The organism is Bacillus sp. ABA4_010, from assembly GCF_056159105.1.
This window is the reverse complement of record NZ_JBSWUN010000003.1, coordinates 3,511,433-3,534,861: the sequence shown is the minus strand read 5'-3', so window position 1 is coordinate 3,534,861 and position 23,429 is coordinate 3,511,433. Positions and strand designations below refer to the sequence as shown.

The window sequence follows — 23,429 nt, the reverse complement described above, 5'->3', positions numbered from 1 at the left end:
TTTTTCACCATGGGGGGGTTAAAGTAATGCATGTAAACAACATCCCCATACATAATTTGAGGAGGAAATAAAAATGATGAACAAAAAGAAATTATTTGGTTATGTAATGACAGGTGCTTTATCAGTAGGGATTATCGGGGGAGCAACCCTTCCTGCCGCTGCGGCTGCAACAGACAGCACAAGTTCTCCAGCTCCTTCAGCGCAAATGGTGAAAGGAAAATGGGAACAAAATGTAGATGCAGCTACTCAACAAAAAATGCAGGAAATTGTGGAAAAGGCAAAAGCTCAATTAGTGGAACTTGGGGTTGAACTTCCAGCTAAAGACGGAAAAGGTGAACGTCCTGATGGATTGGCTAATCTAAATGAAGAAACAAAAGAAAAAGTGCAAGCAATTAAGGATCAAGTGAAAGAAGGTTCAATAACGCAAGAAGAAGCACAAACACAATTAGCTGAGCTAGGGATTGAACGTCCAGCTAAGGGAGTAAAAGGTGAGCGTCCTGACGTATTTGCTGACCTTGATGAGGAAACAAAAGCCCAAGCCCGAGCAATCATGGATGACATGAACGCTCAGTTAGCCGAGCTTGGTATAAAGTCTCCTGATAAAGGCCAAAAAAAGGCAGCGACAGTTGCAGAATGATGAATCAAAAAGGCCCGTACATGAAATCATTTATGTACGGGCCTTTTTGTGATTCTCTTTTTCTATTCCATTAATTTCGCAATTGGTTTAGAAAGCAATAACAAGATAATTCCTAAACCGATTGTCACAAAACCAATTACACTGAAAATCTCCAAGTAACCTAGAGATTGCGTATAGGCTGCTAATTGACCAGCAACCATGTTGGCTACAGCTGAACTTGCTAACCACACTCCCATTAATAAGGAAGCAAATTTAATTGGAGCAATTTTACTTACCATGGATAAACCAACTGGTGAAATCATTAATTCTGCTAATGTATGCAGGAAGTACGTCACAATCATAAATAAGATGTTTGCTTTTAGTAATTCATCGTTTCCTGTGTGCATAACAGCAGGAAGTAGTACTAAGAAGCCTAAGCCAACCGTAATTAATCCAAGTGCCATCTTCGTCGGTGTTTTTAAGTCACCGCTTTTAGAGTTACCAAGCTTAATCCATAAAGCAGAAATAATGGGTGCTAAGATGACAATGAATAATGGATTTAATGATTGGAACCATGGAGTTGGAACTGTAAATCCGAATACATCACGGTCAATTTGATTGTGTGCATAAAGAGTTAAAGAGCTTCCGGCTTGCTCGAATGCAGCCCAGAAAGCAATAACGAACACTGCTAAAATGACAATTGCTGCTGTACGTTTCTTTTCTTTTGGTGTTAAAGGACCAGCAGCTTTTTCATTTGCTGAAACTTGAGGTTTGCCCACTGCTTCTTTCCCAATATCACCTAAGTAGCGATTGCCGAGCAAGTTGAAAACTAATTGTCCAATAACCATCCCGATAGCCGCTGTCAAGAATCCGTACTTATAACTCATAAGTCCGACTACTAACGGTGCAAAGAACGCTCCAATGTTGATACCCATATAGAAAATAGTGAAGGCACCATCACGGCGAGAGTCGTTTTCGCTGTAAAGCTCACCAACAAGTGTTGAAATGTTTGGTTTAAAGAAACCATTCCCGATAATCAATAGTCCAAGACCGATATATAAAGCGGTCATACTTTGGCTGGCAAATAACGAGAAGTTTCCAAGAGCCATTAAAATACCACCGATTGTGATAGCGAGTCTTCTTCCTAAGAAGCGATCAGATAAATATCCTCCAACCATTGGAGTAATATAAACGGCACCAGTGAAAAAGCCGTAAATAGCCATTGCGGTACTTTCATTGACACCTAATCCGCCATTAATCACGGCAGTTGTTAAATAAAGTACAAGAAGTGCCCTCATTCCATAGTAACTGAAACGCTCCCACATTTCAGTTGCGAACAGCAGATAGAGTCCAGGTGGATGTTTTTTGCTGGACTGGTTTGGCTGCTGTACGTCTTTGTTTGCAGCTGCTTGCATAATCATGTCCCCCTACTACTAATTACCAATCATTTTAAATTTACAAAAAATTTAAAAGAAAGGTGTTGAAATTTACAAAATAATTACATGTTCTTTATTTTATTAAACAAATAACGCATTCGTCAATGAAATTATATGGAAAAATCACTGATGAATTAAAAAATACTGAGAATTTTCACGATTATGCTTAATTTATATAGGTTTAAGCTGTTTTTGGAATGAAGGGAGTTACAATAAAATGTAATATTTAGTTATTTTTAAATATTTAGAAAGGAATAAAAATACAAATACCGTTATATTGATATATTATTAGTGGGAGGAGTGTGAGCGGTGAATCCTTTCTTCCACTGAAAATCAAACGCCAGCCTTTAAGCTAGCGTTTGATTAAAGCATATCGATTAACAGGTCTTCCAATTCCTCCATATTCAATGTGCAATTGGACATGGCCGCTATGATCTAAAAATTCTAAATAACGTCTTGCCGTTACGCGAGCAATACCAATTCCCTCTGCGACATCTTCAGCCGAAACCGGCATCGATTGCTTCGACAAATAATCTTTAATGTTTTTTAACGTAAGCGCATGGAGCCCTTTTGGAAGAGAGGTTGATTTTTCATCACCTTGTTGAAGTCGAATGCCATCTAATTCTTGTTGTGTGAGAATCGGTTTTTCATTTATTCTTGCATGGAACGATGCATAGCGCTCCAGAGCTTGCTTAATTCGTTCAAATTTGAAAGGTTTCATAATATAATCGATGGCTCCAAGTTGTAACACTTTTCTGACCGTTTCCATATCACTTGCGGCGGTAACAGCAATGACATCGGTATTAAACCCTTCCCCACGAAGCTGCTGAAGGGTGGTGAGGCCATCTTGATTAGGCATATACATATCAAGGATGACTAAATCTGGGCACTGCTTTTTGACGAGTTCTATGCCGTCAAATCCATTCAATGCATAGCCAATTACTTTAAACCCGTCTATTTGTTCAATAAACTGGCGATTTACTTCTTGCACCATGGGATCATCTTCAATAAGAAGAACGTTCCATTGTTGTGTTGTCATCCAAAAACTCCCCCTTTGGTATTAACCGCGTTTAAAGCTTCTAAACACCGAGTTCTTGATTTTCATTTCTCTATTTAGAAAGTAACTTGTCCGAGTTGACCTTATATAAAAAAGGTGACTGTAAACAACGTCCCTTTGTTCAATTCGGTTTCAACGTGTATATTTCCATTTCCTTTTTGAACAATTTGTTTGACAAGGTGTAAACCAATCCCCCGATTTTCCTTCTCTTTTGTGGAGAAGCCCTCGTTAAAAATATAGGGCACCTGCTCTTTTTCCATTCCACCTCCGTTATCCTCTACTAAAATAGAAAGGATGTCATCGTCTTGTTCAATGCTTAAATAAACCTCTTTAGTTGGGAGAGCCATTCCCTGGAATGAATCGAAGGCATTTTCAATTAGATTTCCAATAATAATGACAAAGTCATGATGATCAAGAGAAGGAGGGAATGAGTGGAGTTGACTGTGCCGGTCAATGCTTAATGTAATCCCTAGCTCTTTTGCTCGACTGACTTTACTTAACAGAAGTCCTGAAAGGCTGTCGTTTCGTATATTTTTGTTAAGAAAGCGGGTTAATTCTCCCTGTTCTTCTGAAAGGTGAAAGACATATTCTAAGGCGCTTTCTTTTTTTTCAAGTTGAATTAACCCAGCAATAGTGTGAAGTTTATTCATATGTTCATGGTTCTGCACTCTCAAAGCGCTTACAAAAGCTTTAACCCCTGTTAGTTCTTCTGCCAGTTTTTTTACTTCCGTTTGATCTTGGAAAACAGCGACAGCACCTATTGTTTTATCGTTTACTTTAATTGGGATGCGATTGCTTAAAATGTTTAAGTTTCTCACTTGCAGTTCCTTATTGTAGACAGGTTGATTCAACGTTAAAATTTCAGGCAACTTTGTATCTGGAATGACATCATGAATGTTACGTCCTATTACATCACCTGTGATGCCCATCATTTCTTTTGCTTTATCATTAAAAACTGTAATCTTTTCGTTAATATCAATGGCAATGACGCCTTCGTGCATCGCATTGAACGTTTCGGTTCTTTCGGTAAGTAGTCTAGCAATTTCCTCAGGTTCCAGTTCAAACATCTGCCTTTTAATATGTGAAGCTAGTAACCATGCTCCCCAGCCTCCGAATAATAGTGATAGTCCAGCTGTGAAGAAAATTTCCTTTTTTAAACTGAGCAGGACCTCTAGAAAACTAGGAAGAATATAGCCGGCAATGACGACTCCTACTTGTTCATGCTGCTCATTGATAATAGGAACGAAAGAGCGGATGACCATGCCTTTTTCTCCTTTGGCTTTTGTTGTATAAGTATGCTCAGCGAAGGCAGGCCCCTCATCTTGGCCACTTGATTTCTTGCCAATCATAGAAGAAACAGGGTGAGTGAGGCGTACCCCATTCATATCAAGAATGACGATGTAATCGGCATTATGAATAATTCGAAGAGGTTCTACAAGCGTATTCAATTTTGTTTTCATAGTAGTCGTTTCGGTTATATGTTGGGCGATTTCAGGAAGCTCTGCTACAGTACGGGCGGTAAGGAGCGAACGCTGGCGCAAATCTGTTTCTTTTGATTGGACAAAATCTCTCATAACCATCATGCCTGCTAAAAAAAGAGAAAATCCAACAATAAAAAAAATTAAGCCTGTAATTTTAGATTGTATAGACATAAGAAATGTACCGTCACATGTGGTACAAAGTAACCTCCCTGATGCAACTTTTCTTTATTTTACCATGGACAAAAGAGCGTGTTAAAATATTATCAAACTAAAAAATTTTCTATAGAGATGTGAGAGTGTATGAAAATATTTATAGGAACGAGCATTGTCTTTAGTTTGTTGCTCTTTTTTTTCTTTTTGTTTAGCTATGAAAAAGAAGTTCAATATGATGATGAACAAGAAGGGTTGAATGAACAAATCGTGATGAATTTCAGTCATGTAGTGGCGGAAAATACACCGAAAGGATTAGCGGTGCAAAAATTTGCAGATCTTGTCACCGAAAAGTCAGGAGGACGGGTGAAGGTGGAAATATTCGCTAATGGTTCTTTGTATTCGGATGATCAAGAAATGGATGCTTTAAGAAGAAACGATGTACAAATGATTGCTCCTTCTTTTTCAAAAATGACCGAAGTGATGCCTGAATGGAACATGTTCGATCTACCCTTTGTATTTGAAAATTATCAAGAAGTAGAGCAAGTATTCATGGGAGAGATGGGACGGAAACTTTTAAGAATGCTAGAAGAAGAAGGGCTAAAAGGCTTAGCGTTATGGAGTAATGGGTTTAAACAAATGACAAGTAATCAAAATCCATTGCTTGAACCTGAGGATTTTGAGGGACAGCGTTTTCGTATTATGCCGAGCGAGGTCATTGAAGAGCAGTTTCGGCTATTTGGAGCGGAGCCTCAAGTGGTCCCGTTCAACAAGGTTTACGAGTCTTTACAAAAAGCTGAAATTGATGGACAGGAAAATACGATTTCTAATATTTACTCAAAGCGCTTCTATCAACATCAACGGTATATGACAATCAGTAACCACGGCTATTTAGGGTATACAGTGCTAATGGATAAAAAGTTTTGGCGGAGCCTTCCAAAGGAAGTTCAAGTGCTTTTAGAGGAAGCTATGGAAGAAACAACTACATGGATTTGGGAACAGTCAAAAATTATGAATGAGGAACAGTTGAACTACATTCGTCAAAATTCTACTATCGACATCTATTATTTAACGGACAGTGAAAAAGAGAAATGGCGGCAAAAGCTTCAGCCATTGTACAGACAATTTGAAGAAGAAGCGGCAGAAGAACTAGTTGAAATGCTTGAACCTTAAAACAGAAGAGACCAAAATGAACAAAAAGACCATTATCACCATAAGTTTAAATATTCCCTTTAGTGAATTAATATAAAAACAATAGTTTTTGTAAGCGTTAACAAACAGGGGGGATGGGTGATGAGGATTAACTTTAAAAATTTGACGGTTCAGGTTGTGATCGGGATTATCGCGGGTATTACGCTAGGCTTCTTTTTACCTGAGTTTGGTGCTGAACTGAAAGTGTTGGCAGATGCATTTATTAAGTTAATAAAAATGGTCATTGCACCAATTATTTTCTTTACAGTTGTCATCGGAATTGGCAGTATGGGGGACTTGAAAAAGGTAGGAAGAATCGGAGGGAAAGCGCTCCTCTATTTCGAAATTGTCACCACGTTTGCATTAGCAATTGGAATTTTAGTTGTCAATATGGTTCAGCCAGGAAAGGGGTTTAATACAAGTGCTGTGGAGGGGGGAGATGTCTCCCAGTATACCCAGCAAGCTGCAGAAACAGAGCATGGATTTGTCGAATTTATGTTGGGAATCATTCCGGATAACGCAGTGGCCGCGATGGCGAATGGCGAATTGCTGCCTATCTTGTTTTTTGCTGTGTTATTCGGTATCGCAACGGCCGCGATGGGAGAGAAAGCAGCACCAGTTATTCTTCTTTTTGAAAGATTGACAGATATTTTCTTTGGGATTGTAAACATGATTATGAAGCTGTCACCAATTGCCGCATTTGGTGCCATGTCGTATACAATCGGTAAATTTGGCTTAGGTTCGCTTGTATCACTTGGAAAGTTGATGGGTTCTGTTTATATTACAATGTTCTTGTTCATTGTTTTAGTACTCGGTGCGATTGCGAAGTTTTACGGGTTTAGCATTTTCAAATTTATCACGTATATTAAAGAAGAAATTCTTTTAGTACTAGGAACTTCGTCATCAGAGTCAGCACTTCCGAAAATGATGGAGCGATTAGAAAAGTATGGTTGTTCCAAATCAGTGGTAGGTCTTGTCGTTCCGACAGGGTATTCGTTTAATCTAGATGGTACATCTATCTATTTATCGATGGCCGCCATTTTCATCGCTCAAGCGTATGGAATTGACTTGACGATTTGGCAGGAGTTAACGTTATTAGGTGTGCTTATGTTGACATCTAAAGGAGCAGCAGGTGTAACAGGTTCCGGTTTTATTACTCTTGCCGCTACTTTAGCTGCATTTCCGATGATTCCAGTAGAAGGAATTGCCTTATTGCTAGGAGTGGACCGATTCATGTCTGAAGCACGTGCCATTACGAATTTGATTGGAAATGGCGTGGCGACGGTTGTTGTATCGAAGATGGAGAACGAATTCCATCCTTCTTTAGAAGAAAAGATGGAAGAAGCTCATATAAAGGTAGCTAAATAAGACTCACTGTCAAAAAGACGCATCCTTACTAAAGGGGCGTCTTTTTGACAGTGAGAGGAATACCTCGACATATTTCTCGGGAAATTTGTCAAAAGGAGAATAAAAGGTCAATCCTTCTTTAATGCTGACGAAATGATTGTTGAGCCATTTTAACTAACTCTTTTACCATGCGTCCACCGATTTTTCCTCCGATTTTCCCAGCTTGTTCTGAAGTCAAATGCCCGTTTCTTTCTTGTTTTAAAGGAATATCCAGTTCTTTCGCCACTTCATATTTCACATCTTGATGATTGGTCGTTTTGTAACCTGCTTGCTTCATAACTGCCTCTTTTAAATGCTGCATTCCCTCTTGTGCTTCAGGTACCAATAGTTTTCTACGTGCCATGTTGGGCCTCCTTTGTTAATGAGAAATCATCATCAGTGAAAGGTTCGTATGTAGTTTTCGTTTAGCTGTTGAAGGTATGTACGGAAGTGATTGGGATAGGAGGAAGTATTGAGCAAAGGAGTTGTTCCAATTGTCTGTTATTTGTTGATCGGTTTTTCACTTTATTAATAGAAGCAAAAAAGAAATAAAAGTCGTTCGAAATCATTTTTCATATCCCCAATATCTACATATAAGGCCAGTCGGTTGTACTGAATATAAGCGCTTATTTGTTTATCTTGTTAACTGTATCAGTATAGCAAAAAAATGCTATAATCTTCTGTTTTATTTACTATTGAGCAGAACGGAAAATGACAATAGAATAAAAGCAGGTTTTCATCTGTATACGTTTACATTATTTGCAGAAGCGAGGAGAATATAATGTCTATTTTTTATAACGAGTCGACAAGAGAGTTTCACCTTCAAGGTGACACAATGAGCTATATTTTTACCATCTTAAAAAATAATCAGCTGGGGCATCTTTATTTTGGGAAAAAGGTAAACCACCGTCCATCGTTCCAGCATTTAATTAAAACACAAGCAAGAGCAGGAACGGCTTGTGTATATGAAGGAGATTTAGCTTTTTCGCTAGACTTACTGAAACAAGAATATCCTTCTTACGGAACAACTGATTTCAGAGAGCCTGCTTTCCAAATTTTACAGGAAGATGGCAGCCGTATTACCAATTTTGAATACGAGAGCCATCGAATTTTTGCAGGGAAACCGAAGCTTGATGGACTTCCTGCGACATACGTTGAGCAAGATGATGAAGCAACAACATTAGAGATTACGCTGTATGATGAGTGGATTGATGCGCAGCTTATTTTAAGTTACACCGTTTTTAAAGGAAGAAATGTGATTGCGCGTCAAGCAAGATTTGTGAACAAAGGAAAGCAAAAACTGACGTTAACAAGAGCGATGAGTGCTAGCGTGGACTTTTTTGATGCGGATTATGACATGGTGCATCTATCTGGTTCTTGGTCTCGTGAGCGTCACGTAAAGGAACGGGCGCTTCAAGCAGGCATCCAAAGTATTTCAAGTACGCGAGGCACAAGCAGTAGTCAGCAAAACCCATTCCTTGTATTAAAACGAAAAAAGACGACGGAGCATGAAGGAGAAGCGTTTGGTTTCAGCCTTGTCTACAGTGGAAACTTTTTAGCGCAAGTCGAGGTCGATCATTATGATACAGCAAGGGTAACGATGGGGATTAATCCATTTGATTTCCAGTGGTTGCTAGAAAGTGGGGAGAGTTTCCAGACTCCTGAAGTAGTTATGGCGTATTCAGATGAAGGGTTGAATAAATTAAGTCAAACGTATCATGAGTTATACCGTACAAGACTTGTTCGAGGACAATGGAGAGACAAAGTGCGTCCAGTCTTAATTAATAACTGGGAAGCGACGTATTTTGATTTTAATGAGGAAAAAATTCTTGAAATTGCGCAAACGGCAAAAGAGCTTGGCACAGAGCTGTTCGTATTAGATGATGGATGGTTTGGTAAACGAAACGATGATACGACTTCGCTTGGAGACTGGTTTGTGGACAAAGAGAAGCTTCCGAACGGCATTTCATCATTAGCTCGTAAAGTAGAAGCATTAGGGCTTTCCTTCGGCTTGTGGTTTGAACCGGAAATGGTATCAAAAGTGAGTGAGTTGTATGAAAAACATCCAGATTGGCTTATTCATGTGCCTGGCCGAAGACAATCTCATGGACGTAACCAATTTGTGCTAGATTTCTCTCGTCCGGAAGTTGTCGATTATATTTATGAAATGATGGCAACTATTTTACAAGAAGCACCGATTTCCTACGTGAAATGGGATATGAACCGTTATATGACCGAGATTGGTTCGGCAACTTTAGCAGCAGAGCGTCAGTTTGAAGTGCCTCACCGTTACATTTTAGGTGTGTATGATTTATATGAGCGGTTAACGTCAACCTTCCCTCATGTTTTATTTGAGTCATGCGCAAGTGGAGGGTGCCGCTTTGATCCAGGTATGCTGTATTATGCCCCGCAAACATGGACAAGCGATGACACCGATGCGATGGAACGTTTGAAAATCCAATACGGTACAACATTTGCTTATCCGTTAAGTTCAATGGGAGCTCACGTTTCGGCAGTACCAAACCATCAAGTTCGCCGAATTACGAGCCTTGATACACGTGCAAACGTTGCTTATTTTGGAATGTTTGGCTACGAGCTTGATGTAACGCTTATGACGAGTGAAGAAAAAGCCATTGTTCAACGTCAAATTGCGTTTTATAAAGAACATCGTGAATTGATTCAAACGGGAACGTTTTATCGATTGGAAAGCCCGTTTGAAGGAGATGGAAATGTAACGAGCTGGATGGTAGTCGCTGAAGATCAGACAGAAGCTCTTGTCGGCTATTATCAAGTATTAGCAAGACCAAATCCTGGTTACGAAGCACTTCGCGTAAAAGGGTTAAATCCAGACATGGAATATACAATTGAAGGATATGAAGGGACGTTTGGCGGAGATGAATTAATGAACATCGGGATTCAATTAGACAATGCTTATTCAGGTACACAAGCAGGTGGCATTGAAGAAACCGGTGATTTTTCATCTACTATATATAAAATTAAAGCTGTTCAATAATAAGAAACTGCTGGTCTTTATAGGCCAGCAGTTTTTTTATGGGGAAGAAGTCTATGAAAATCATTTTAGGGATTTTATGGAATTAGATTGACAGTATTCTGTGATTAATGTTAACTTTTATTTATGTTAGGTTAACAGAAATGGTGTTAATGATGAAGATTGAATTATCAATACCTCTTACGTATCAAGCCAGAGTAACTAAAAACGAAGAATACGTATGGCATCTATTTACAAATGTGAAACAATACATAGATGAATTTTTCATTAAATCCACTATAAAAACGGGGGATGAAACAATGGAGTTAGCGAAATCAAATAAAACGTGGCATGAACTTGCCGAAGGTGTATTACAAGGAAGACCGATTAGTCGTGAAGAAGCGATCGGCATGTTGCGAGCGAACGATGAGGAACTTTTACAATTAATGAATGCAGCGTTTACTATTCGTCAGCACTATTTTGGCAAAAAAGTGAAGTTAAACATGATTATTAATACAAAGTCCGGCCTATGTCCGGAGGATTGCGGTTATTGTTCGCAGTCGATTGTGTCGGAAGCGCCCATTGACCGCTATGCATGGCTGACAAAGGAAAAAATTGTAGAAGGAGCTTATGAAGCAAAGCGGCGAAAGGCGGGAACTTACTGTATCGTGGCGTCAGGAAGGCGTCCAACAGATAAAGAAGTAGAGCATGTTATCGGCGCGGTTAAAGAAATTCGAGAACAGACCGATTTGAAAATTTGCTGTTGTCTTGGGTTTTTAAATGAGGATCAAGCAACACGTCTAGCTGAAGCAGGTGTTCATCGTTACAATCATAATTTGAATACACATGTCGATCATTATGAGCAGATTTGCTCAACACATACGTATGATGATCGCGTCGATACGGTCGAAAAAGCGAAAAGTGCTGGAATCTCTCCTTGCTCCGGTGCCATTTTTGGAATGGGAGAAACGGATGAACAAGCAGTCGAGATTGCCTTCGAACTGAAGCGCTTAAATGCCGACTCTATTCCTTGTAATTTTCTCGTGGCGGTGAAAGGAACACCTTTAGAAGAACAAAAAGGACTAACACCTGTAAAATGTTTGAAAATATTAGCGATGATGCGTTTCGTCAATCCTAGTAAAGAAATCCGCATTTCTGGGGGGCGGGAAATGAATTTACGATCCTTGCAACCGCTTGGTCTATTTGCGGCAAACTCGATTTTTGTTGGTGATTATTTAACAACGGCAGGACAAGAACCAACGGCGGACTGGGGAATGATTGAAGATCTTGGATTTGAAATTGAGGAATGTGCACTCTAGGATAGAAGCGGGCTTTTGCCCGCTTTTTTAGGTTGTTTAAATAAGCGTTTATTTAAAGGTCTTTTAGCCAAACATGCGTCATATATATAGTCGGTGTGAATGGACACAAAAAATTAATACAAAATTACAGGTTTATAGTTAATAAAAAACAATATTTCATGTTACTATATTTCTATGATTACATTTCCTTTCATGGAATCTACATCTTGAAATAGGAGGACATCAAATAATGAAGAAGGTTATGACGCTTTTTTGTGCAGCAGCGATTGCCAGCACACCGTTTGCTGGAATTGCGCAAGCTAGTACTTCAGCTAATACAATAGAAACAGAAGCGGGAGCTGAACAAGCACAGGAAGAACAAGTAAGAGATTTAACTGTTTTAACATTAGAAGACGTGTTAAAACGTGGATTAGAGAATGATAAAAGCATTCTTTTACTAGAGTATCAGTTAGAAGCATCTGCAAATCAAGTTCTTAGTACAAAAGATGACAAAAGAGATGCACAAAAAGAAATTAAAGATTTGGATGAGACGCTTGATCGCTTAAAAGAGAATCGTGATTTGCTTCGAGGTGGAGAAAGAGCGGCTGTCTATGATGGGATTGAGGCGTATGAAGATCAAGTTACAGCGTTAGAAAATGCCATTAAACAACTAGAATCTGGTCAGGCAACATTAAATATTCAAACAGAAGGCATTAAAGAAGCTTTAACTTTACAATTAACGTCATCATATATGAATCTACTAAGTTTGCAGGATCAAATTGCTTTCACTAAAACGGCCATTCAGTCAGCGGCAGATAACGTGAGAAAAGCAGAACGTCTTTATGATTACGGCATGGGATCAAAAGATGACATCGATCAAGCGAAAAGAGAACAAGTGGACCTTGAAAAGCAGCTTGAACAAAAAGAAAAAGATTATTATTACAACTTAGCGGCGTTAACATTGGATATTGATGTGAATTACAATCCAGATGTGAAGTTAACGCAAATTGAGATGGACATTCAAGACAGCGAAGCCGTTTTATCGAAAGCTATTGCCAATGCGATGACAAGAGCGGCAGATCAAAATGCAGCACAAGGGCCAGAAACAAGTGACGAAAAAGCAGTAGAGAGTGACGAGACTGCTGAAGTCATCACGGAAGAACAAGAAATAGACTTAGAAAACTATGAAGTGCTGATTGAAAATACGTTTAAAATGATGGAAGCAAAAGAAAATCTTGAACTAGCTAAATATAATCGCGATGAAGTTTATGCAGATGACGATTCCGATCAATTTGATAAACAAGCGGAAGATTATAATGTGAAAATAGCGGAAGAACAAATTGTCCAGTTACGTGAGCAGTTGACGAAAAAAATTGATACCTTAAAACATAACATTAAGACGTCTAAGTTCAATTATGAAGAAGCGCTAAGAAAATTAAAGAACGCGCAGACGGATATCCAAAACCTTGAAAAGAGATATCGATTAGGGGTTGTCTCCAAACATGATTATGAACAAGCGCAACTGCAATTAGACCAATTAGAGCTAAATGTGGAAATTAGCAAAACGAATTACTTTTTAGTTCAACAGTCCATTGAAGCATTAGGAAAAGGTTACATTCAATAAAGAAACAAGTGATTTACTTGTTTCTTTATTCTTGTGACTGACCGGACATTCAAAAAATTATTACGAATGAAAGGGCGTTATAAGGGTGAAAAAGAACGTGAAACGTCGATCAGTCAAAGTGGCAGCGGTTATGCTTAGTGCAATATTGGTAACAGCTGGATGCAATAAACCGGAAGAAGTAGCCAGTACAATTACAGAAATTCCTGTTGCAGTCACCGATATTACAGGTGGCTCGTTAAACGACAATACCCTCATTACAGGGACGATTAAACCTGGAAAAGATGTCGAACTAATGCCAACGAATGCTGGTGAACTCGTATCTGTTTCTGTTAAAAAGGGTGATGTTGTCAAGAAAGGGCAAGTATTAGCCAAGCTAGATACAAGCGATTATGAACTTAGCTTAAAGCAAGCGCAAGCGAGCTTAAGTAGGGCGAAAAATGGTGAAGAGCGGGCAAAAAGTACGTTAGATCGTGCAAAAAATGGCCAAGCAAGAGCGCAAGAAACTTATAAACAGGCACAAGGAGCAACAAAACTGGCAGAAGATGGTCTTCGTCAAGCTGAAATCTCCTTACGTCAGGCAGAAGCCAACATGGCTCAAGCGAAAAATGGCCGAACTGATGGAATAGAAAGTGCTTCTTATAATTTGGAAAACGCCAAAAATCAGTGGGAAGATGCGAAGCGTAATTTAACTCGCGTACAAGGATTATTCAATGAAGGACTGACGTCGCAGCAACAGCTTGATCAAGCGAAAACAGCAGAGATGCAAGCAAACATTGCATACCAACAAGCTCAATTGTCCGAAAAGCAGGCTAGTCGTGAAGATAGTTTAGCTGTCCTACAAACATCGATTGATCAGGCAAAGGTCGGAATTGACCGAGCGAAACAATCGATTGAGGATGCGAAAACAAATGAAAATTTAGCATCGATTGGTGTGAAAGAAGCGGCAATTGCAGTGGAAGAAGCAACTGTGGCAGCTCAAGATGCAGCGATTGGTGTGAAAGAAGCCCAACTTGCGGTTGAACAAGCTCAAAAGAAAATTGACGACATGATTATTAAAGCGCCTGTCGCGGGTGAAGTACTTGATGTGATGGCGGAAACAGGTGAGTTTGTCTCCAATCAGGCACCGTTTGCACGTATCGTTTCGGCGGATGTTGTTCATTTAGAAGCGCTGGTAACACCAGAGCAAATGTTTACATTAGAAGAAGGCGATTCTGCTGAAGTGAGTATTCCTGCTTTAAAGACATCGGTAAATGGAACAGTAACGTACATTTCACCGACAGCGGAACAGTCAGGATTATTTAAAGTGGAAATTCAGCTTCCAAACAATAATGGAAAAATTCGTCCAGGAATGGTCGCTCAATTGAATTTGAAAGAGGTATTAGTAGCAGACAGCTTCCTCGTTCCGACAGAGGCCGTAGTTGAGAAAGATGATAAAGCGTATATCTTTGTGATTGAAAAAGATAAGGCTGTTCAAAAGGAAGTGGAAGTCGTTCGGGCGGAAACTGATTTTACAGCCATTAACGGTAGTATTTCAAAAGGTGAAAAAGTTGTAGTGAAAGGTCAAAATCTCCTCAAAGACGGTGATCAAACGCGAATCATGAAGGAGGAGAAGTAACGTGAGAATCGTTGATACATCGGTCAAACGACCGGTCGGTGTAATCATGATTGTCCTTGGGCTGATTGTTCTAGGAATTGTATCATTAAGAAATCTGGCGATTGATTTATATCCAAAAATCGAGGTGCCGGTTGCAGTTATTACAACAACGTATCAAGGGGCTTCCCCGCAAGAAGTGGAAAAACTAATTAGTGAACCGATTGAATCGGCCGTTGGGTCTATCCAAGGAATTGAAAGCATTCAATCGGTCTCGTCACCGAGTTCTTCGCTTGTCATTATGCAATTTGACTGGGGCGTTGAAATTGATAATGCATTAAACGATATTCGTGAACGTATTGACCAAGTATCAGGAATATTGCCTGAAGATGCCGATCGTCCATCGGTGCTTCGCATTGATCCACAGCAAATCCCTGTAATGTGGGTCGGTTTTTCCGGTGCGGCTACGGAAAAGCTGCAAAAAGTGGTGGAAGACCAAGTGGAACCCGCTTTTGAGCGAGTCAATGGCGTCGCTTCTGTCGGGATTCAAGGTGGAACGCAGCGTGAAATACGAGTAGAAATCAACCAAGCGAGCTTGAATAGCTACGGAATATCAGCTGACCAAGTTGTCAATGCTCTCCGTACTGAAAATCAGGCAGCTTCTGCTGGCAATCTTGAAAAAGGAACACAAGAATTGCAAGTTCGTATTGATGGGGAATTTACAGAGGTTGATGACATTAAAAAGACATCCATTCAGCTTCAAGATGGCCGCACAATTTCGGTAGAAGATGTAGCGGAGGTAAAGGATACGTATAAAGAAGCGTTAACCCTTTCCCAAGTAAATCAACAGCCTGCCCTTGTACTGTCTGTTTTAAAGCAGTCAGATGGCAATACGGTGAAGGTTGCCGATGAAATGTATGAAGAAATTGAAAAGATGAATAAAGAACTGGAAAAAGACGGGTTATCTTTGTCCATTATTCTGGATACTTCGACGTTCATTCGTCAATCTATCAGCAGTGTTGTTAACAACATGATTATGGGCGCAGTTTTATCAACCATTGTACTTCTATTGTTTTTACGTAGTATTCGGGCAACGCTCGTGATTGGGCTCACGATTCCGATTGCCATTATTTCTACGTTTACTCTCATGTATTTCACTGGGGAGACATTAAACATTTTATCCATGGGTGGATTAGCCCTTGGAATTGGGATGATGGTCGATAGTTCAATTGTTATTTTGGAGCATATTTTTGACTTAAGGCAAAAAGGGGTTCCGCTGAAAGAAGCAGCTATCCAAGGTGGAAAAGAATTGGCACCAGCCGTTATCGCTTCTACGTTAACGAGTGTCGTCGTCTTTGCCCCAATCGTCTTCGTCGAAGGGTTGGCAGCAGAGTTGTTCCGTCCGCTTGCATTAACGGTCAGCTTCTCTTTATTAGCGTCATTGATTGCTGCATTAACCCTTGTTCCAATGCTATCATCTAGAATGTTAACGAAGGAAGTCAAAACCGAGGCACAACGAGAATTAGAAGAAGGAAAAACAGGACGGCTTTATAACTTTACACGTAAAATTGTTGAAAAATATCGGAACTTCTTACAATGGGCATTAAATCATCGTAAAACGGTATTGCTTAGTACCGTATTATTGGTTGTTGGGAGCTTCGGGCTTGTTCCTTTTATTGGAACATCCTTTATTCCAGCATCAGACCAAGGACAAATTTCAATCGATATTGTGACTCGTGAAGGAGCGCAAATTGAAGAAACGAAGGCCGCTGTCGATGAAGTGGATAAGCGCCTTAATAAATATAAAGAAGTTATTGATACGAACTATGTCACTATCGGCGGAGGAAACAGCGGATTTGGTTCTCCTGTTTCGAATGAAGCGAGTTATATCATTCAGCTTGTTAAGCCAGAAGAGCGTGACATGACAACGTCTGCTTTTATTAAAGCGATGGAGAAGGAAGTACAGGATATTCCAGGAGTAGAGTTCAAAGTAGGAGAGATGGAATCAGGTCCAAGCACAGGCGCACCTGTTGACATTAAAATTAATGGTTCTGACTTGAACGTGCTCAAAGATTTAGCGCAGCAAGTGATGTGGATTGTAGAAGATGTAAAAGGAACGTACAATGTCGATAGCACGCTGGCAGAAGGACGTCCAGAGATTCAGATTGAAGTAAAGCGTGACATTCTTAGCCAGTATGGTCTCTCTTACCAGCAGGTGATGAATGAAGTAAAACTAGGCTTTGATGGACAGGTCGCTACACGTTATCGTGAGGAAGGAAGCGAGTACGATGTAAGAGTAATGCTTCCTGAAGATCGCCGCCAAACGATTCGCGATTTAGAAAATATGGTGATTCGTTCTAATAACGGGATTGATGTACCGTTGTCTGCGGTAGCCGAGCTTAAACAAGTACAAGGTCCTGCTGAAATCAATCGTGATAATCAGCAGCGTCAAGTATCTGTTACAAGTGATATTCGTGATCGCGATTTAGGTTCCATTAACAGAGACATTCAGCAAAAATTGAATCAACTTTCGATGCCGGAAGGATACACAATCTCCATGGGAGGACAAGGAGAAGAGATGGCGGAGTCGTTCCAAAGTCTCGCTTTAGCGCTAGTATTATCGGTTTTCCTTGTTTACTTAGTTATGGCGGTACAGTTTGATTCCTTCTCGTACCCGTTTGTCGTCATGTTCTCGTTGCCGACAACTTTAGTCGGGGTACTAGTCGGACTGGCTGTGACTCAAAAACCTTTAAGTGTACCAGCATTCATCGGTTTGATTATGCTTGCAGGGATTGTTGTTAACAATGCCATTGTATTAGTTGAATACATCAATATTCAGCGTCAAAAAGGTTTGAATCGTACAGCCGCCATTATTGATGCTGGCTTGAGCCGGATTAGGCCGATTTTCATGACTACTTTAACAACGGTATTAGCAATGGTGCCGCTTGCTCTTGGAATTGGGGAAGGAGCAGAAGCACAGTCCCCAATGGCTGTCGTCATCATTTTTGGCTTACTATTCTCGACCGTTTTCACATTAGTGTTAATCCCGGTCGTCTATACCTTTATTGATGATTTCAGCGGCAAAATGAAGCGATTCCGTTTTCCGTTTCGTCGGAAGAAAAAGCAAATAGAAGACCTTGATGTATCGCAATAAGCAAAAAGCACTTGGATGTCATGTCCAGGTGCTTTTTTTTGATAGAGAAAAATTAAAGTATAATAGCTTGGATAAAAGTAATGATACCCGCCAAAATCAAAAAGCCTATACTGTATTTTAATGTATAGCGGAAAAGTTCACTTTCCTTTCCGACAAGACCGACTGCTCCTGTGGCAACGGCGATTGATTGAGGAGAAAGCATTTTAGCCATTACACCGCCTGCAGTATTGGCCGCAACAAGAATGATTGGCAAGACTTGAATTTGACTGGCTGTTGTGGTTTGTAAGCTCCCGAACAAAGCGTTATTAGATACGACGGATCCTGTTAAAAAGACACCAATCCAGCCTAATGCCGGTGATAAAAATGGGAATATATCTGCAGTATTAGCTAATGCCAAACCTAAAGTAGAAGACTGACCAGAATAGTTAGCGACAAAAGCAAAGGCCAGTACCATCATAATCGTAAAGATTGGTTTAGATAGTTCTTTAATGGTTTCTACTAACGTGTCTTTTCCTGTTTTTATATCCACTTTTAAAAGAAGCATAGACACAATCCCTGCAATGGCAATGGCTGAACCGGTTGCCGCTAGCACGTCTAACTTTAACACAGCTGCATATGGTGTTGGTTCCATTACAAGAGGACTTGCTTTAATAACTTGATTGTGAAGGCCAGGAACTTCAATTAATAACGTTGTTTTTTCTAGCAGTCCGCCTGGTGCGAATAATCCTTTGAAGAAGTTGAGACTCCATGTTGTCACGAATAGAGTTAACGCGATAAAAGGAGACCATGCTTTCACAATTTGACCGGCAGAAAGTTTGGTAACTGAAGCAGATGCTTCTCGTTTAGATGTTACCTTAATGTATAAAGCTAAGGCCACAAGGCTAGTAATGGAAGCAATAATGTTTGGCAGTTCAGGACCGATAAATGTAATGGTTAAATATTGGGCAATGGCATAAGTAGAGCCCGTTACAAAGGTTTGCTTCCAAATTTCACGTACGCCTTTTAAGCCATCCATAATCATGACTAACAAAAATGGTACGGCAAAAGAGATATAAGGAAGAGAATACCCTAAAAATCGAGAAATTTCCTTTGCATCAATTCCGGAAACTTGTCCGGCGACGATGACGGGAATGCCCATTGCACCAAATGCTCCAGAAGCAGTGTTGGCGATTAAGCAAAGAGCTGCGGCTTTTAGAGGATTAAACCCTAAACCAACAAGCAACGCTGCAGTAATGGCAATTGGTGCTCCGAATCCGGCTGCTCCTTCCAAAAAGGCGTTGAAGGAAAAACCTACTAATAACATCTGTAGTCGAGGGTCATCCGTAATGGAAACAATGGATTGGCGAATGACGTCAAATTGTCCGCTTTTTACAGAGAGCTTGTACAAAAATAAGGCAGCGATAATAATATAAGCAATTGGCCAAATAGCATACACTGCACCATATCCAGCGGCACTTACGACCATGTTTGTCGGCATTTTGTAAAAGAAAATGGCAGTCATTATCGAAATTATGACGCTTGAACCGGCTGCCACGTAGGCTTTCATTTTAAAGATGGTTAATCCTAAAAAGAAAAAGAGAACAGGAATAGCAGCGATAGTAGCGGAAAGCCATATGTTTTGCATCGGATCATATACTTGAGTCCAGCTCATGTTGGTCACCTCGTTGTTTTCGTGAAGAAAGAGGAGAGTCCTCTTTCTTCCTCTTATCTATACAAACGTTTGTTTAAAATGCTTTTTCGCGCGTTTCTTTTAACACGTTAGCTGAATATTGGAATTGCTGCAGCTCTTTTTCACTTAAATCCAATTCAATTACTTGCTGAATGCCATCTTTGTTGACAATAGCCGGTACACCTGTGTAAACATCTTTAACTCCATATTGACCTTCCAGAAGAGCAGATACCGTTAAAATAGAGTTTTCATCTCCGAGTATCGCTTTTGTGAGACGAACTAGTCCCATTGCAATACCGTAATAAGTAGCGCCTTTTCGATTGATAACATGGTAAGCAGCATCACGAGTGTTTTCAAAAATACTTTTCATATCAGGATGTTCCGTTACGTCTTCAAGGCTGTCGACGCCAAGGAAGTTTTGGACAGATACGCTGCCAATTTGAGCGTGGCTCCATACCGGTAATTCTGTATCACCATGTTCCCCCATAATATAAGCGTGAATGTTGCGGGCGTCTACGTTAAAGTAATCACTCAATAAGTAACGAAAACGCGCGGTATCTAAAATAGTTCCAGATCCGATGACACGTTCTTTAGGAAGACCTGATAATTTCCACGTAACATAAGATAAAATATCTACAGGATTTGTAGCGACAAGAAGAATCCCGTCAAACCCGCTTTCCATAATGTTGCCAACAATTTTCTTGAAAATGGCCACATTTTTTCCGACTAAATCTAAACGAGTTTCACCAGGTGCTTGGTTAGCGCCAGCTGTAATGACGACTAAATCAGCATCTTTACATTCTTCATAGCCGCCGGCCCATATTTTCATCGGAGAAGCAAAAGGCATTCCATGATTTAAGTCTCGAATTTCTCCTTCCGCTTTTTCGTGATTGATATCTATTAAAACGAGTTCGTTTGCAATTCCTTGATTCACCATCGCAAATGCGTAACTTGATCCAACAAAACCTGTACCGATAACTGCTACTTTTCTACGAACGTTTTTCATAATCTCTCACCTTTCTCCTATATGTGATTGTTTTCACAAATTAAATATACTTCATCTAAAAAAATATCGAAGTGATAAAAGTCACAGTGTTATCGCTTTCAAAAGAAAAATTTGTGTCTAATTTATGAATAGGATAAGGAGAGATAGTTTTTACCGCGGATTGACGGACAGTAATCTCTCCACTTCTTTATACACATAGTCGAGCAGCACTGATTGAGGCTATGCTGCTCATATGAGAACAATTTTCTCACATATATCCGTCAGGGGAATAAGGCTGTGTCTATAAACTTTTCACCTTTATTCTGACCATTTTTTTGTCTCGCTAAAATAAGATGTTGACGAAAGGAGAGATTTCTATGTATAATTACTTTGAATTCGAGATAAATTAACATTTATATCTCAGTTTGAAAATAAATCACTTCAGTTTAATTTTAAATGATTTCTAAAAAGAACAAGCAGTAAGTAAATAAATCTTAAGGAACAGGATGAGGAATATGATCAACATATATCGTGAACAAGATCGTTTTAAAGCAAATCATGGCTGGCTCCAAAGCGCGTTTAGTTTTTCGTTTGCGGAGTATTTTGACCCTAATAATTTAAATTTTGGACCGATGCGCGTCTTAAATGATGATATTGTCGCTCCACTTAGAGGGTTTGGTGCACATCCTCATAAGGAAATGGAAATTGTCTCAATCGTATTAAGCGGTTATTTAAAGCATGAAGACAGTACCGGGCATTCTGCAGTTACAACGTTTGGCGGTGTCCAAAGGATGTCTGCAGGAACAGGTGTCGTTCATTCAGAGGTAAACCCTTCAAAAGAAGAAGAGGTCAACTTTCTGCAAATGTGGTTTTTGCCGGAAAAAAGCGGAATTACGCCTTCTTATGAACAAACAAATTTTGATGAAGCGAAACTGAAAAACAACTTGTTGCCTGTCGTGTCCAAAAGTGGAGGCGAACAAATTGCACGCATTCATCAAGATTTAACCATCTATTTATCTGATTTAGATAAAGGGCATGACATTACATTTAAGCAAGATACCAGACGTCGTATTTTCTTGTTTGTAATTGAAGGAACTGTAACTTTAAATGAAGAAGATACGCTGCAAAAGCGAGATTCAGCACGAATAACTGAAGTTCAGTCGTTGCATATAACAGCATATGAGCACGCAAGATTTATGTTAATTGATTTACCTTAAAACATGAAAGGATGAAATGAAAATGACGCGAAAATATGAGATCGGCGGCTTATTAATCCGTCTTGCATTAGGAATTATCTTTTTTGCCCATGGGTTGGCAAAGTTTCAGGGAGGTATTGAGAATATCGCTGGATGGTTTGCAAGTATAGGGTTACCAGGGGCGTTTGGATATGTTGTAGCCATTATTGAGCTTGTCGGCGGAATTTTGTTAGTCGTAGGAGCAGGAACACGGGTCGTATCGGCTTTAATGGTGATACTGATGGTTGGAGCAACGATTAAAGTAAAGTGGGCTGCCGGTCTTTTAGGAAATGGGCAAATGGCTGGATATGAGCTGGACCTAGCACTATTTGTGATGGCTTTATATTTAGTTATTGCTGGAAGTAAGCTATATGCGCTAGAAAACGTGTTTAAAAAAGAAGAACAATATTAAAACATATCAACATAAACGGACCGTTAGGAAATCTTTATTATGACTGGATTTCTTAACGGTCTATTTTGTGTGAAGTTTACTGAAGGCAACTGATTTTGTGCGAGGCTAAACATTTTTATGCTGCCTATATATCTTCTATCATTCAACTATGTTGCTGTAGACCCACCCGAAGTCCGTTTGCTACACTAGTTTTACGTAAAAAGCGAGAAAGAAAGGTGATTGAATGATATGAATGAGAAAGGGTATGAGCTTGCTGAAAAAGGGGCTTGGCTCAGCATTGCCGTTTACATAGTTTTATCCGTTTTTAAGCTGTTTATGGGAGCCATAACGAATTCAGAAGCGTTAAGGGCAGACGGCTTGAACAACTTTACAGATATTATTGCTTCTATAACAATCTTAGTTGGATTAAAAATCTCCAAAAAACCTCGAGATGAAAATCATCCTTATGGACATTCCCGTGCAGAAAACGTGGCTTCATTGATTGCTTCTTTTATTATGCTGCTTATTGGAATACAAGTTTTATATGGAGCAGGGCATTCTTTGTTTGTTGCAGAACAGAAAACTCCCGATCTATTGGCGGCTTGGAGTGCTTTCGGCGCTGCGATCATGATGCTGGTGGTGTATGGATATAATCAGCGTCTAGCGAATCAATTGGACAGTCAAGCGTTGCGAGCAGTGGCGAAAGACAATTTATCGGATGCTTTAGTAAGTGTGGGGGCCATTGTCGGCATTATAGGTGCCCAGTTCGGAGTGCCATGGCTGGATCCGCTTGCTGCCGTTGTTGTTGGCCTCATCATTTGTAAAACGGCCGTAGATATTTTCAAGGAAGCGTCCCATTTATTGACGGACGGCTTTGATGAAGAGAAATTAGTGGAGTATAAACGAGTCATCGAGTCGGTTTCCGGTGTTAAAAGTGTGCGTGACTTAAAGGCACGTATGCAAGGAAACCAAGTGCTCCTTGATGTGACAGTAAAAGTAGATCCTTCCTTGAGTGTCATAAAAAGCCACTTTATTGCGGATAAAATTGAAGTACTTATGGAAGAATCGTATAAGGTTCGCTCCACGTTTGTTCACATTGAACCAGATATGCAGGAAAAAAGCAGTGGGGAAGCGACTGTTTCCTAAATCAAAAAGAGGATCCTTTTTTAGGACCCT

General features: G+C 39.8%; 17 protein-coding genes. 11 read left to right on the top strand and 6 right to left on the bottom strand.

What is annotated here, in order from left to right; genetic code table 11:
* The first annotated feature begins 73 nt into the window (after positions 1–73).
* On the top strand, positions 74–637 hold the full coding sequence (locus ACXAEO_RS18615; protein WP_474883567.1) for a hypothetical protein: 564 nt from the start codon (positions 74–76) through the stop codon (positions 635–637).
* A gap of 62 nt (positions 638–699) precedes the next feature.
* Here the strand turns inward: ACXAEO_RS18615 and ACXAEO_RS18610 are convergent, their stop codons facing one another.
* The 3 genes from ACXAEO_RS18610 to ACXAEO_RS18600 form a co-directional block, all read right to left on the bottom strand.
* Positions 700–2,031, bottom strand: a complete 1,332-nt coding sequence (locus ACXAEO_RS18610; protein ID WP_474883566.1) for a peptide MFS transporter — start codon at positions 2,029–2,031, stop codon at positions 700–702.
* Positions 2,032–2,404: 373 nt separating this feature from the next.
* Positions 2,405–3,091, bottom strand: coding sequence for a response regulator (locus tag ACXAEO_RS18605; protein WP_474883564.1), 687 nt, complete (start codon positions 3,089–3,091; stop codon positions 2,405–2,407).
* Between the two features lie 101 nt (positions 3,092–3,192).
* On the bottom strand, positions 3,193–4,761 hold the full coding sequence (locus ACXAEO_RS18600) for an ATP-binding protein (RefSeq protein ID WP_474883562.1): 1,569 nt from the start codon (positions 4,759–4,761) through the stop codon (positions 3,193–3,195).
* Positions 4,762–4,890: 129 nt separating this feature from the next.
* Here ACXAEO_RS18600 and ACXAEO_RS18595 point away from each other — a divergent pair, with 129 nt between their 5' ends.
* Together ACXAEO_RS18595 and ACXAEO_RS18590 are read left to right on the top strand one after the other, a co-directional pair.
* Complete coding sequence (locus ACXAEO_RS18595) at positions 4,891–5,913, top strand: DctP family TRAP transporter solute-binding subunit (protein ID WP_474883560.1); 1,023 nt, start codon at positions 4,891–4,893, stop codon at positions 5,911–5,913.
* A gap of 120 nt (positions 5,914–6,033) precedes the next feature.
* The gene (locus ACXAEO_RS18590; RefSeq protein WP_474883558.1) at positions 6,034–7,299 is read left to right on the top strand and encodes a dicarboxylate/amino acid:cation symporter; all 1,266 of its coding nucleotides are present in this window, start codon (positions 6,034–6,036) and stop codon (positions 7,297–7,299) included.
* Between the two features lie 118 nt (positions 7,300–7,417).
* Here ACXAEO_RS18590 and ACXAEO_RS18585 read toward each other — a convergent pair whose 3' ends face one another.
* Entirely contained in the window at positions 7,418–7,681 is a 264-nt protein-coding gene (locus ACXAEO_RS18585) for a small, acid-soluble spore protein, alpha/beta type (RefSeq protein WP_474883556.1), read from the bottom strand.
* A gap of 417 nt (positions 7,682–8,098) precedes the next feature.
* Between ACXAEO_RS18585 and ACXAEO_RS18580 the strand changes: the two genes are divergently transcribed.
* The 5 genes from ACXAEO_RS18580 to ACXAEO_RS18560 all read left to right on the top strand — a co-directional run bounded on the left by ACXAEO_RS18580 (position 8,099) and on the right by ACXAEO_RS18560 (position 17,973).
* Positions 8,099–10,330, top strand: a complete 2,232-nt coding sequence (locus tag ACXAEO_RS18580; RefSeq protein WP_474883554.1) for an alpha-galactosidase — start codon at positions 8,099–8,101, stop codon at positions 10,328–10,330.
* A gap of 296 nt (positions 10,331–10,626) precedes the next feature.
* Complete coding sequence (gene bioB / locus ACXAEO_RS18575) at positions 10,627–11,625, top strand: biotin synthase BioB (protein ID WP_474884285.1); 999 nt, start codon at positions 10,627–10,629, stop codon at positions 11,623–11,625.
* 229 nt (positions 11,626–11,854) lie between these two features.
* Positions 11,855–13,228, top strand: a complete 1,374-nt coding sequence (locus ACXAEO_RS18570) for a TolC family protein (RefSeq protein ID WP_474883552.1) — start codon at positions 11,855–11,857, stop codon at positions 13,226–13,228.
* Positions 13,229–13,325: 97 nt separating this feature from the next.
* Complete coding sequence (locus tag ACXAEO_RS18565) at positions 13,326–14,843, top strand: efflux RND transporter periplasmic adaptor subunit (RefSeq protein WP_474883551.1); 1,518 nt, start codon at positions 13,326–13,328, stop codon at positions 14,841–14,843.
* A 1-nt stretch (position 14,844) separates the two neighbouring features.
* A complete protein-coding gene (locus ACXAEO_RS18560; RefSeq protein WP_474883549.1) occupies positions 14,845–17,973 on the top strand; it encodes an efflux RND transporter permease subunit in 3,129 nt (1,042 codons plus the stop codon).
* Positions 17,974–18,025: 52 nt separating this feature from the next.
* Here ACXAEO_RS18560 and ACXAEO_RS18555 read toward each other — a convergent pair whose 3' ends face one another.
* Positions 18,026–19,624 carry a lactate permease LctP family transporter gene (locus ACXAEO_RS18555; protein WP_474883547.1) on the bottom strand — a complete coding sequence of 533 codons (1,599 nt, stop codon included), beginning with the start codon at positions 19,622–19,624 and terminating at the stop codon, positions 18,026–18,028.
* Positions 19,625–19,697: 73 nt separating this feature from the next.
* Entirely contained in the window at positions 19,698–20,648 is a 951-nt protein-coding gene (locus ACXAEO_RS18550) for an L-lactate dehydrogenase (protein ID WP_474883546.1), read from the bottom strand.
* Positions 20,649–21,142: 494 nt separating this feature from the next.
* Here ACXAEO_RS18550 and ACXAEO_RS18545 point away from each other — a divergent pair, with 494 nt between their 5' ends.
* From ACXAEO_RS18545 to ACXAEO_RS18535, 3 genes are all read left to right on the top strand, one after another.
* Positions 21,143–21,844 (top strand): pirin family protein, encoded by a 702-nt coding sequence (locus ACXAEO_RS18545; protein WP_474883545.1) that lies wholly within the window; start codon positions 21,143–21,145, stop codon positions 21,842–21,844.
* A gap of 22 nt (positions 21,845–21,866) precedes the next feature.
* Positions 21,867–22,274 carry a DoxX family protein gene (locus ACXAEO_RS18540; RefSeq protein WP_474883542.1) on the top strand — a complete coding sequence of 136 codons (408 nt, stop codon included), beginning with the start codon at positions 21,867–21,869 and terminating at the stop codon, positions 22,272–22,274.
* A 228-nt stretch (positions 22,275–22,502) separates the two neighbouring features.
* A complete protein-coding gene (locus tag ACXAEO_RS18535; RefSeq protein WP_474883541.1) occupies positions 22,503–23,399 on the top strand; it encodes a cation diffusion facilitator family transporter in 897 nt (298 codons plus the stop codon).
* Positions 23,400–23,429: the final 30 nt, after the last annotated feature.